Below are 11656 nucleotides of genomic sequence, written 5' to 3'. Positions count from 1 at the left end.
TACTTTTCTTATTCAATCATTCGGTAACGACGCTGCCACGTCACGATCTCACCGGCTTCGTTATTCACCTGAAGCTGGCTGACCACGCGAAGCGTTAATTCATCGGTATTGCCGGTGTAATTCACGCGGAAGTACCGGCTGTTTATAGAAAATTGATCCGCCACCTGCGGGAGATCGTCTTTTAACTGCGGGAAGGCCTGCTCCAGCGCTTTGCTGAACGCTTCCATATTTTCCCAGCCCGATTCCGGACGCGCATCCAGCAGGCGAACGGCGTCATCCCGCGTCAGTTTTCCGGGGAACATGGCCGCCAGCACGGCGGCCTGTTCCGGTTGCAGGGTGTTGACATCGACCTTGCTGGCAGCGTCCGGCAGCGCGCATAACAGCTTGCTCACCTTCGGATACGCCGTAACAGGGAACGCCGGCAGCAGTTTGATTTCCGCGATGCTGCGCATCATCTGATTTGCCGGTTGCCGCGCGGGCACGACGCCAGCCCACGCATCGCTTTCGGCCCCCTCCTTCGCCGTGGTGCTGTCACCATCGAGATAATCCACCAGCTGGAAATAGACCGCCTCCGCCGTGCCCGGGCTGAGGCCGCTTTCCGTCAGAAGTTGTTCAACAATCCGCGCTTTACGCGGTGTTTCCGCCACCGCGGGAGCGCTTTGCCCCTGGGGTGCGATGTCGGCGGCCAACAGGTTATTGACGTTAAAGCAGTCCTGCGCATCGTCCACCTGGCTCACGACCGTATAGTCCTCACCCTGCGTCTCCAGCGGCTGATGCCAGTCGCCGTCCAGCGCCAGCGGCTTGCTCTCGCCGCTGGCGTCGGTCTGTAACCGGTCCTTCACCACTTTTTCCTGGGTTTGCATCGCCCAGCGCAGCTGCTGCTGGCTTACCTGATAATGCGTTTTCTGCAAATTACGGCAGAACTGCTGGCTGATTTTGGCGGCCAGCGCCGACATCATCACCAGCAAAATCAGCACCACCAGCAGGGCGACGCCCTGTTGTTGACGGATCCGTTTCATGGTCTGGTCTCCGGCGAAGGCGCTGGCGCTGCGGCAGCGGCCACCTCCGGCATATCACCCGGTGTAGTGAACACCCAGCGCCAGGTATCCCCGCTTTCCATCGTCAACGTAACCTCCACGCCGTCCGGCAGATGGGCAGCGTCGTGCCAGGCTGTCAGCCAGCCCTGACGATAAAACCGCCACTGCAATGATTTTACGCCGCTGACAATCGGCACTTCGTCAGGCTTAACGTCCGCCGGGCCGTCAATGACCGGCCAGACGTCGCGATACAAACGCCCCTCTTCCAGCCGCCAGCACACGCGCTCCAGCTGGACCGTTCCGCTCACGCCATTCAGGGTGGTCAGTTCAAGAGCATCGCCCTCCTGACGAAACAGCTCCGGCTCATTACGCGGGGCGCGCGCGTGAAGCTGGAAAAAATCACGCTCCATCAGACTCCAGGCGCGCTGAAGCTGGTTGAGCTTTGCGGCGCTGGCATCGGTGGCCGAGCTGGTACGCATCGCGCCGTCCAGAATTTGCCAGGCCAGGGTGCTGATCACCGCGAAGATAGTCAGCGCAATCATGATCTCCAGCAGGGTAAATCCGCGCTGGCGTCGCGTTTTCTTCACTTGCTCTCTCCCGGCGGAATGATGCGCAGGGAGATAACCGGCTGGCTCTCATCGCTTTCCGCATATACGCGTAGGGTATTCGCCCAGACGTTGTCGGCGGTTTTCACCCGCTGCTTACGCCAGTTCCAGCTGCGCCCGCCCATGATTTCCGTCCCCTGCTGTTCAGCATCCGGGAAGTCGGTTCGGGTGAGCTGTGCTTCCGCCAGCTGATTTTCCGCCACCCAACTGGCCTGCAAGGTATCGGCCAGTCCATGGGTAAAACGTACGTTCAGGGAGACCGAGTTCATCAGCGCCAGCGCGGCGGTGGAGAAAATCACCAGAGCGACCATCACCTCCAGCAGCGTCATCCCCTTTTGCTTTTTGTTGCCGTTAGCCATCATTTTCTACCGATACCGGCGCCGCGCCCTGCGACACCACGCGGAAATGGTGCTGTTTGTCGTAACTTTGCAGCGTCAGCGTAAAGCGGCTGATTTCACCGTCCGGTAAAAAGATCACCTGCGGCTCGGACGCCACCGTCGCGGCCAGGCGCTGCGGCGAAAGCGACACGTGCATCTCTTCCGGAAAATCACCTTTGGTGTTAATGCGTCCGGCAGATAATGGCACCCAGTGACGCTCGCCATTTTTATCGGCGATCGTCACCAGCTGATATTTATCGGTGGCGATCACCAGCCCAACAATATTTCCGTCCATCACCGCACGGTCTGAACCATAATCAACGAGCGCTTTTAATTGCTGGCCAAATATATCCGCGCCGCTGCGCGAAGGAATGGTGGATACCACCATCATGGCGCAGCTGGCAAATATCACCAGCGCCAGAATAATTTCCAGCAACGTAAAGCCGCGTTGATTTTTCATTATTTCTCTTTCTTATCGAGAGACCAGTTGGTAATGTCATCGGCGGTATTGGCTTCGCCGTCCGGACCGGCTGAGAAGACGTCCACCGCGCCGTGTTCACCCGGGCTCACCAGAAGATAATCATTGCCCCAGGGGTCCTGCGGCAGGCGACGGATATAGCCGTCCGTGCGGTAGCCGTTCGGGATTGGCGCGATTTCAGGTTTGGTCACCAGCGCCTGCAAACCCTGCTCTGTGGTCGGGTAGCGGTGGTTATCCAGCTTGTACATATCCAGCGAGCCTTCGAGCGCGACAATATCGCTGGTTGCTTTTTGCGTATCGGCTTTTTCCTTATTGCCCATTAAATTTGGCACCACCATACTCGCCAGTACGCCGAGAATAACAATGACCACCATTAATTCGAGCAATGTAAAGCCCGCCTGGCGAGCCAGGTTTTTACGTTTTAAAGCCATGATTTAACCTACCATATTATTAAGTTGCAGAAGCGGTTGTAATATTGACAGAACGATGAATAAAACAATCGTCGCCATGGATACCACCAGCGCCGGTTCAAAGACCGACAGCGTTAATGTAATTCGATGTTGTAAGGCCGATTCCTGATTTTCCGCCGCGCGATCCATTAAATTACCTAATTCCCCGCTCTCTTCACCGGAGGCAATCATATACAGCATGGTGGGCGGGAATAATTTCGCCTGTTCCAGCGCCGCATACAGCGACGCCCCCTGGCGCACGGTGTCGGCGGCCTGCTCCAGCACCTGCCGGGCATAGCGGTTTTCAATACCGTCCATCGCGATATACATTCCCTCCAGCAGCGGCACGCTACTGGCCTGCAAAATGCTCAGGGTACGGATATAGCGGGCACTGTTGATGGCGCAGACCAGCTTTTTAATCGGCGAGCCGTTCACCAGCCAGCTGTGCCAGCGAAAACGGTTTTTGGCATTCCTCAGCCAGGTTTTGAAGCCGATAAAGCCGCCGCCCAGAATGCCCACAATATAAATGCCCCAGGCTTGCAGGAAATCACTTACCGCAATCAGCGTCCGGGTGGTGATCGGCAGCTGCTGCTTCATGTGGGTAAACTGCTCGATCACCTGCGGCACCACCGCCACCAGCAGGATGCTGATGACCGCGATGGCGACCACGGTGAGGGTTATCGGGTAGACCATTGCCTGCGTCAGCTTGCTTTTCATCTTCTGGCGCTGCTCGTTGTACTCCGCCAGCTTTTCCAGCACGTCGCCCAGGTGACCGGTTTTCTCCCCGGCCATCACCAGCGTGCAGTAAAGCTTGTCGAAGGTGCGCGGAAACTGGCTGAAGGCATCGAACAGGGTGTGGCCTTCCACCACCTTCTCGCGGATCTCCACCACCATCGCCGCCAGCTTTTTGTCTTCCGTCTGCTTCGAGATCGCTTTCAGCGCGCTCTCCAGCGGCAGCGCGGCGTTGACCAGCGTCGAAAGCTGACGGGTAAACATCGACAGCACCGGAGTAGAGAGCTTCACCCCGGTTTTCGCTTTCCCGCCAGCCGCCGTTTCGCGGGTTTCGGTGATGCTGACGGGCATCAGCTTTTGCTCGCGAAGCCACTGGCGAACCTGCTTCTGCCCCTCGGCCTGTAACGTCCCGCGCTGGGTTTTCCCCGCGGCATCCGTCGCCGTCCAGGCATAGAAAGCCATTACGCATCCCCCCCACGTTCGGCGGTGACGCGCATGACCTCTTCCAGAGACGTCACGCCGCCGATCACCTTCAGCAGCCCGTTTTCACGCAGGCTGTAGGCATGCTTAAAAAGCTGCGTTTCGAGGGACATTTCGTCCTTATCTTCATGGATGGCGCGGCGCATGGCGCTGTCCACCACCAGGAATTCATGGATACCGGCGCGGCCCTGATAGCCGCTCTGACGGCAGTGTTCGCACCCCACCGCGCGGTAAATCGCGTCTGGCGGCGCGGCCATAAAGCTGAACAGCGCTTTTTCATTGGCGTCCAGCGGACTGGTGGTCCGGCAGTGCGTACACAGCCGACGCACCAGACGCTGGGCAATGACACCGAGCAGCGATGAACCGATTAAGAAGGACTCCAGCCCCATATCCCGCAGACGGGTTATCGCCCCTGCGGCACTGTTGGTGTGCAGCGTCGACATCACCAGGTGACCGGTCAGCGACGCCTGCACCGCAATCTGGGCGGTCTCACCGTCGCGAATTTCCCCGATCATCACCACGTCCGGGTCCTGACGCAGAATGGCGCGCAGCCCGCGGGCAAAGGTCATGTCCACGCGCGGGTTAACCTGCGTCTGCCCCACCCCTTCCAGCTCGTACTCAATCGGATCTTCCACGGTCAGAATGTTGCGTTCGTGACCGTTCAGCGCCGAGAGTATGGCGTACAGCGTGGTACTTTTACCGGAACCCGTCGGGCCGGTAACGAGGATGATCCCGTGCGGGCGGTCGATCAGCCCTTTCAGCTTCTCCAGTTCTTCATCAATCAGCCCCAGCTTGTTGATGTCGGGCTTGAGATTGCTTTTATCGAGCAGGCGCATCACCACGCGCTCGCCGTACTGGGACGGAATGGTCGAGACGCGCACGTCGATGGCCTTGCGACCGATGCGCAGGGAGATACGGCCATCCTGCGGGAGGCGTTTCTCGGCGATGTCGAGTTTCGACATCACCTTGATACGCGACACCAGCAGCGGGGCGAGCTTACGCGCCGGTTTCAGCACCGGGCGCAGCACGCCGTCAACGCGAAAGCGTATGCTCAGGGTGCGCTCGAAGGTTTCGATATGAATATCTGACGCGCCCTCCTTCACCGCCTCGCCGAGAATGGCGTTGATCAGGCGGATCACTGGCGAGTTTTCGTCGTTATCGAGCAGATCTTCGTTATCCGGGATCTCCTCGGTTAACGCCATCAGATCGATATCCGCGTCCATGTCGTCCACCAGCTGCTGCGACACGCCGCTGCTCTGCTGCCAGATTTTAGCCAGCATCTCGTCAAACGCTTCCGGCGCCAGGGTAACCGGGACAAACGCGCGTCCCAGCACCCGGCGCACCTCCAGCAGCGCTAACGCCGGGGTGTCCTCACGGATATAGACGTCATTGTTGTAAAGCAGAACGCCGTTTTCTTTTGCGTAGTTGCTGCTACACAGGGTTTTAGTCAGTTCGTCCACGTTTCCCCTCCGCCTTACTCTTTAAACGGATTGCGTGCCGCGTGGGTTTTCACGGGTGCAGTGCTGGCGGCAGGAAACGCTGGCAGTACGGCGTTGTCGCTCGGCTCAACGATACCGAGCTTTTTCTCTTCCACGCGCTGCATCTGGCGCACCCGGATCTGGTCGTATTTCTCTTTCGAGGCTGCGCTGTAGTTGTCGTCGTCACGCAGGACGGTGGTATGAATAAACACCATCAGGTTGCGTTTAGAGGTATCCTGCGAGGTGTAGCGGAACAGCTGCCCGACCAGCGGGATATCGCCGAGCAGCGGCACTTTGGAGACCGACTGTTTGGTCACATTTTCCATCAGGCCGCCGAGCACCACCGTCTGGCCACTGTGGACCATCACTTCGTTATTAATCGTGCGCGTGTTGAAGGTTGGGCCGAGGCTGGAATCTTCCGTTGCGCTGTTGTCGACGCTGGATACTTCCTGCTCAATCTTCAGGTGGATCATGTCGCCATCGTTGATTTGCGGCACAATCTTCAGCTTGGTCCCCACGGTTTTACGCTCAACCGAGTTAAAGACGTTGTCGCCGCTGGTGGTTTGCGAACCGGAAAGCACCGGCACATCCTGACCGACGTTGAACGACGCTTCTTTATTATCCAGCGTGACCACGCTTGGCGTGGAGAGGATGTCGTTTTTACCGTCGGTGGAGAGCGCGGTCACCAGCGCACCGAAATCACCGTTAAAGAAGCCGGTCGCAAGGCCCGTGAAGCTCGCCCCTTTCATGGTGCCATTTTTAATCTGGCTGATTGGCAGGCCGGTAGCGCCAAACTGCACGCCGCCGTGCTTGCTCGTCCACTGCACGCCAAGATCCAGGCCGTTGCCGTCCTGCACTTCGGCAATGATCGCTTCCACCAGCACCTGCGGACGGCGAATATCCAGCTTGTCGATCACCTTCTCCAGGGAGTTCATCACGTTAGGCTGCGCGGTGATCACCAGGGAGTTGGTCGACTCGTCGGCGGTAATATTCAGGTCGGTTGAGGCGCTCGCGGTTTTCGCTTTGGCCGCGCCCGGCTTGTCTTTCAGCTGCTCGCCAATCCCCGTCAGCACCGGTACCACTTTGGTGGCGCTGGCATATTTAAGGTAGAAGACGCGGGTGTTCCCCTCGTTATTCTGCTCGCGATCCAGCTGATGGATAAGGGAACGGGTACGCGCGCGCGCATCTTCCGAGCCGCTGATCACCAGGCTATTGGTTTCGTCATCCGCCACCACCTTGGTCGCCAGCTGCGGCGCATTCTGCCCCTTCTGCTCTTCGTTGTTGAGGTTATTCAACATATCCGAAAGCTCTTTGGCAGAGGCAAAGCGCAGCGGGATGATTTCGCGGCGCTGAATACCGTCTTTATCGACGCGCTGAACCAGATCCACCAGGCGGTTCACCACCGAGGCTTTACCGGTTAACAGCAGGACGTTGGACGGCTCAAAGTGGACCACATTCCCGATGCCGGTGGCATCGTTGAGCTGACGCAGCAGCGGGGCCAGCTCGCGAACGGGTACGTTTTCCATACGCACCACGCGGGTGATAATCTCGTCACCTTTGCCCGGGTTCTTGCTGTCTGCCAGCGGCGCACCGGCGGTACGCGCTACGCTTGAGCGCACCACTTTGACCATGCCGTTGTCCATCGGGATCACCGACAGGCCGTAGAGATCCAGCACGCTCAGGAAGAACTGGTAATACTCATCCTCCGTCAGCACGTTGTAGGTTCTGACCGAGACGGTTCCCTGGACGGACGGATCGACCAGAATAGTTTTGTTGAGATTGCGACCTACCGTATCGATAAACTCGCGAATATCAGTATTTTTAAAACTTGCGCTAAAGTTAGCTGCAAGCAGCGAACTGGAATATAACGACAATGCGGTCAGCGCCACGCACGCCCAGGGAAATTTTTTCATGTCTGCACACTTATTAATTGTTTAGAACATTAACCCGAATATTTTCAAGGTGAGCGTGACGTCGTACGATGACCTCCGCTTCTTTCATTTTCGACCAGTTGGCAATAATGCTTTTCGCTTTTGCTTCATCGGTCATATCGACAGAGTTAACCTGAATCGCCACATCGCCTTTTTCCAGACCTGACTGACTGTAAAAGGCGGAGGCATTCCTTGGGTTTATCCTGTAGCCTTCCAGTCGGCCTTTTTCAATGATGGGTTTTAACACCAGATAATCATCAAGATGCACACTCTCTGCGCCAGCATCTTTCGTCGATTTTGTAACCGGGCCGCTCTCCACGCCCCCCTTAAAATAGTCCGGTTTATTTAACGCCAGTACCTGCGTAGCACCTTCATAATTAACCACCACATTATCTTTGTTTATTTCCTGAATAAATGCGTCGTTAAACCCGGCGAGCGGTTCACCCTCGCGGTAGCTTCGCTGGCCGCCCGGGGTTTTGATGACAGCGAAGGAGAGCCAGGCGTCATCACTGCGCACAATGCCTTCAATCTCCGCCGCCAGCGGGGGTTTTGCCGCAGCCGATAAGTTCTCCTGACGGACGGCAGCCGTAAAAAGCGTGAAGGGTTTGTCTTCGCGCGTTTTTTTCAGCGGCTGTAGGTCAGAATTAGCAAACTTATTCATAACTTTTTTATAATCTTTAAAGGTGAGATAGCCTTGCTGGCCACAAAAAATGAGCAGCAAAAACATAATACAAGGCGTTATCCACCGTGACAGAAATGAGAACCTCATTTTTTATCCGGCCTATAGCAAAGCAAAAATAAGCAGCGTCATACTGCGCCAATATGGAGGAAAATAGTAATAAGCTGTTGCAAACGCGACCACTGACTTCGCCACCAACTTTCATAAAGAAAAATATTGACCGTATAAATTCCAGATGTTAGGCGCAGCCGGCTGGATATTTTTACTCTGTCTGCAAATTGACCGCTCAGGGGCATTACCTTACTTTCTGCTGCTGTTGCTATTCCTAATCAGAGACGGTAAGTCGTTATGTATCAGAGCCACTTTAATTTTAAAAATCCGCCATTCAGGACAATCACCCGTTTATCCGGTGATTTTCTGGTGCCTTATCATCAGGACGTGTTCAACCTGCTGAAAGAGAAAACCCAGCTGGCGGGAATTATCGGGCTTTTTTGCGACGACGCTCCGCTTCTGGGTCAGTTCATCGACGCGCTGAAAGCCAGCAACCATACCGTTCTTGCCATCAACGCGTTTCCCAAACTGAGTGCCAGTAGCCTGCTGTACAAACTCAACCCGGGAACGAAAGTGATTAAAGATCGCATGCAGGCAGTGGATGCCGTCCTGCGCCAGTGGCAGGAGGGGAAAGCAAAATCCAGAGTGCTGACGATCGCCCATGCCGAAGCCATGAAGGAGAGCTGCCGTGAAGTCCTGGGAACGCTGCTCACGCGCGCCCAGGAGCTGAACTTCCGGCTCGCCGTGGTACTGACGGGCACTGCGGATCAGGAGATCCTGCTAAAGCAACCTGAACTGCGCGAATATACGCACACGCATCATGCCCTGCGCCCCCTGACCTGCCGCGAATACCTGAGCTATGTTCAGGCCCAGTGCGAAGAACACGGCTGCGAAAACTCGCCGTTGCCGCCTGCCCGCGTGCGCAAAATGCACACGCTGACCAAAGGCAACATCAGCAAACTGAATGCGCTGGCGCACCTGTCAATGCTCGCCGCCTGGACGGAACGCGCGGCGCAGGTCAGCCCACGTCATTTACGTCTGGCGGCGGGAGAGCTCCTGCCCGCCCAAAAACACGGTAAGCGCCTGGCGACCGTGGGGCTGTTTGCGTCCGTGCTGTTTGCCGCCTGCGGCTGGTATTTGACCTCATCGATCGGCGCACGCCTGCCGATCCAGCTGCCGGTGCCCGTCAGCTGGAAACAGCAATCGCTAAAAGTCGAAGCGCCCGTAGTGCCGGTTATCGACAACGAAATAGTTAATCAGCCGGATGCGATGCATCAGTTGTATCTCATGTGGGGGTATGACGCCTCGGCCGAAGATGCGCTGTGCCAGAACGCCGCCAAAGTAAACCTGATGTGTAAACAGGGGAACGCGTCGCCGGAGACGCTGGCGCAGGAAGGGTATCCGTGGGTCAGTGAACTGAAAACCAGCGGCCATCTTAACTATGCGGTGGTCGCCAGGGTCGGGGACACGTCCATTGACCTGTTAATGAATAACCGGACCTGGCAGGTGAGCCGCAGCTGGTTTAACCTGCACGCGACCGGCAACTTCACCCAGCTGCACCGCCTGACACCGGAAGGTAAAGACGCGATCGGCGCGGCCAGCGACAGCAAAGATATGGCCTGGCTGGATCAGCAATTAAGCCTGGCGCTGAGCCAGCCCGAAACACATGCCCGGATCTGGACCACAGAGATGATGAAACGCACCCGCGAATTCCAGCAAAAAATGCATCTGCACGTGGATGGTATCCCCGGGGAAGATACGCTGATGCAGCTGATGCGCGTGACCAACAGCACGCCGGGCGTACTGATTCAGGCCACCCGCACCACCCCGGACGCGAAAATGCAGGAGAAGAAAGCCTAATGTCGACCATCTGTCTTGCGGCCCAGCGCAGCTATACAACCGGGGAAGCGGTCTGGTTTTCGTACCGTCTCCCCAGCCTGAAAAACGTATTCGGCAAAACAGCGTTATGGCTGGTCGGGCTTTGCGTCATGCTGGTTGTCGGCCTGTATATGCACGTCTACTGGAACCTGCACCACCCGGCGCCTGAACCGGTCAACGCCAGCGTTGCGAAACCGGAAACGCAGCTTTCGGATATGCATTACGTGTACGTGAGTAAACCGTTCCCGCATCCGCAGCCTAAAGCTGCGCCAGTGCCAGTTGATGTTCCATCGATGCAGGATCTGCCGATCAACAGTGATGACGGCGACTGGCAGCAGGCGCCCGACGGCGCGGTGCCACACGACGCCTCGCGGGATACCTTACCCGGGACCGAAGCGCATGAGCACGATAACGCTCCCGCCAGCACGGGCAGTGAAGAGTCATCATTAACAGAATTATTTAAGCAGGCGCTAAAAGAGCAGGAGCAGGATTATTCTCAAGGAAAAATTCCCGCGCCGCCGGTTGACGAAACGCAGGATAATTCACAAGCCAGTGTAAAAAACAGTGGAAATAGCCGTTCTCCTTTCAGTGAAAAAGGAGACGGCGGGAGCAGGTATTAATATTTTTCAGGCAGTGCGGTAAGGTTAAGCAGTCGACCTTTTTCCACCACAATATATTGACCCTTTTTCAGATCGGAGAGGATTTTAATAATAGTGCTACGTGCCAGGTTAGTGTATTCCTGAATGTAATCATAAACGTTAATATCACGCTGTTGTTGAACAATCAGGTCGTTAATCTCATATAAAAATTCGCGGACAACGGAATACGCACTGCGGGCAACCAGAACATCATCACGTTTGCTCAGCATGCAGATGTACCAGGAAAGGACTTTGGTCAGTTCTGGCCACAGATTTTTTTCGGTCATCAGCTGGGCGAAGACCTCTTTCTTGATCGAGCGAACAACCGTATTCGTCCGAACAAGGCTGTACATATGGGTGGCGTTGTAATACATTGACGACAGGCCGAAAATGCATTGCCCGGTGACGGTGAACATGCACAGTTCGTCAGATTCACGTCGAAATTCGACTTCACCGCTGACGATAATATGAATATAGCCGGAATCAGAGGTGGAAATTTTCTGCCATTTTTTTAACGTTCTTTCTTCAACGCCTGAGGTTGCAGAAATGATCTTTTCCATTTCATGTTGCGGACGTAATTTTTTTCCATAGATGCTTAACATTGTTATACCCGATTTAAGATGTGATTTTTAAAAAGAATGGCCACGGTGTTGTTACCGAGCCATAAATATTTTTCCTGATGAAAACGTCAAGAATAAACAAAAAAAGAGTGAAGCTTTTTATTAATTCGCCAAATTACTTAGCGCGCTATGTGTCCATCTTAAATCCGGATAATTTTAAGTCAATTAACTAAAAATGAAATGAGTTTGTACTTAGGATTAATCTGATAGGAACTTACGAAAA

The 11656-nt window shown here is 55.5% G+C and carries 12 protein-coding genes; 2 read left to right on the top strand and 10 right to left on the bottom strand.

Annotated features, from left to right (window positions below):
- Positions 1-8 precede the first annotated feature (8 nt).
- Genes gspK through gspC form a run of 9 tightly spaced genes read right to left on the bottom strand, consistent with a single transcriptional unit; the run spans position 9 to position 8294 of the window.
- A complete protein-coding gene (gene gspK, locus ACOTWU_RS01850; protein WP_126499024.1) occupies positions 9-1019 on the bottom strand; it encodes a type II secretion system minor pseudopilin GspK in 1011 nt (336 codons plus the stop codon).
- Positions 1016-1624: a type II secretion system minor pseudopilin GspJ gene (gene gspJ / locus ACOTWU_RS01845; RefSeq protein WP_126499025.1), complete on the bottom strand. Its 609-nt coding sequence runs from the start codon at positions 1622-1624 to the stop codon at positions 1016-1018. Before gspJ ends, gspK begins: the two co-directional genes overlap by 4 nt.
- A complete protein-coding gene (gene gspI, locus ACOTWU_RS01840) occupies positions 1621-2001 on the bottom strand; it encodes a type II secretion system minor pseudopilin GspI (protein WP_015571001.1) in 381 nt (126 codons plus the stop codon). Before gspI ends, gspJ begins: the two co-directional genes overlap by 4 nt.
- Positions 1994-2479 carry a type II secretion system minor pseudopilin GspH gene (gspH, locus tag ACOTWU_RS01835; RefSeq protein ID WP_045334210.1) on the bottom strand — a complete coding sequence of 162 codons (486 nt, stop codon included), beginning with the start codon at positions 2477-2479 and terminating at the stop codon, positions 1994-1996. Before gspH ends, gspI begins: the two co-directional genes overlap by 8 nt.
- Positions 2479-2928: a type II secretion system major pseudopilin GspG gene (gspG, locus tag ACOTWU_RS01830; protein ID WP_003858352.1), complete on the bottom strand. Its 450-nt coding sequence runs from the start codon at positions 2926-2928 to the stop codon at positions 2479-2481. Before gspG ends, gspH begins: the two co-directional genes overlap by 1 nt.
- A 3-nt stretch (positions 2929-2931) precedes the next feature.
- Entirely contained in the window at positions 2932-4140 is a 1209-nt protein-coding gene (gspF, locus tag ACOTWU_RS01825; protein ID WP_017384864.1) for a type II secretion system inner membrane protein GspF, read from the bottom strand.
- Entirely contained in the window at positions 4140-5618 is a 1479-nt protein-coding gene (gene gspE, locus ACOTWU_RS01820; RefSeq protein WP_126499026.1) for a type II secretion system ATPase GspE, read from the bottom strand. Before gspE ends, gspF begins: the two co-directional genes overlap by 1 nt.
- Before the next feature lie 14 nt (positions 5619-5632).
- Positions 5633-7549: a type II secretion system secretin GspD gene (gene gspD, locus ACOTWU_RS01815; protein WP_015571003.1), complete on the bottom strand. Its 1917-nt coding sequence runs from the start codon at positions 7547-7549 to the stop codon at positions 5633-5635.
- A 13-nt stretch (positions 7550-7562) separates the two neighbouring features.
- Complete coding sequence (gspC, locus tag ACOTWU_RS01810) at positions 7563-8294, bottom strand: type II secretion system protein GspC (protein ID WP_017693723.1); 732 nt, start codon at positions 8292-8294, stop codon at positions 7563-7565.
- 300 nt (positions 8295-8594) lie between these two features.
- Here gspC and ACOTWU_RS01805 point away from each other — a divergent pair, with 300 nt between their 5' ends.
- Together ACOTWU_RS01805 and ACOTWU_RS01800 are read left to right on the top strand one after the other, a co-directional pair.
- Positions 8595-10157, top strand: a complete 1563-nt coding sequence (locus ACOTWU_RS01805) for an ExeA family protein (RefSeq protein WP_220719354.1) — start codon at positions 8595-8597, stop codon at positions 10155-10157.
- Positions 10157-10795, top strand: coding sequence for a hypothetical protein (locus ACOTWU_RS01800; RefSeq protein WP_032653093.1), 639 nt, complete (start codon positions 10157-10159; stop codon positions 10793-10795). Before ACOTWU_RS01805 ends, ACOTWU_RS01800 begins: the two co-directional genes overlap by 1 nt.
- Here ACOTWU_RS01800 and ACOTWU_RS01795 read toward each other — a convergent pair.
- The gene (locus tag ACOTWU_RS01795; RefSeq protein ID WP_126499028.1) at positions 10792-11415 is read right to left on the bottom strand and encodes a helix-turn-helix domain-containing protein; all 624 of its coding nucleotides are present in this window, start codon (positions 11413-11415) and stop codon (positions 10792-10794) included. The genes ACOTWU_RS01800 and ACOTWU_RS01795 overlap by 4 nt on opposite strands.
- Between the last annotated feature and the right edge of the window lie 241 nt (positions 11416-11656).

This window comes from Enterobacter cloacae complex sp. GYL001, from assembly GCF_049237125.1.
Classification (GTDB): Bacteria; Pseudomonadota; Gammaproteobacteria; order Enterobacterales; family Enterobacteriaceae; genus Enterobacter; species Enterobacter hormaechei_C.
Note: the sequence above shows the minus strand (reverse complement) of the source record. Positions and strands in the feature narration are given on the sequence as shown.

Coding starts and splice junctions, on each gene's coding strand:
- gspG (WP_003858352.1), bottom strand. CDS start 2,928: ATGGCTTTAAAACGTAAAAACCTGGCTCGCCAGGCGGGCTTTACATTG.
- ACOTWU_RS01805 (WP_220719354.1), top strand. CDS start 8,595: ATGTATCAGAGCCACTTTAATTTTAAAAATCCGCCATTCAGGACAATC.
- ACOTWU_RS01800 (WP_032653093.1), top strand. CDS start 10,157: ATGTCGACCATCTGTCTTGCGGCCCAGCGCAGCTATACAACCGGGGAA.
- gspI (WP_015571001.1), bottom strand. CDS start 2,001: ATGGCTAACGGCAACAAAAAGCAAAAGGGGATGACGCTGCTGGAGGTG.
- gspD (WP_015571003.1), bottom strand. CDS start 7,549: ATGAAAAAATTTCCCTGGGCGTGCGTGGCGCTGACCGCATTGTCGTTA.
- gspK (WP_126499024.1), bottom strand. CDS start 1,019: ATGAAACGGATCCGTCAACAACAGGGCGTCGCCCTGCTGGTGGTGCTG.
- gspH (WP_045334210.1), bottom strand. CDS start 2,479: ATGAAAAATCAACGCGGCTTTACGTTGCTGGAAATTATTCTGGCGCTG.
- ACOTWU_RS01795 (WP_126499028.1), bottom strand. CDS start 11,415: ATGTTAAGCATCTATGGAAAAAAATTACGTCCGCAACATGAAATGGAA.
- gspF (WP_017384864.1), bottom strand. CDS start 4,140: ATGGCTTTCTATGCCTGGACGGCGACGGATGCCGCGGGGAAAACCCAG.
- gspC (WP_017693723.1), bottom strand. CDS start 8,294: ATGTTTTTGCTGCTCATTTTTTGTGGCCAGCAAGGCTATCTCACCTTT.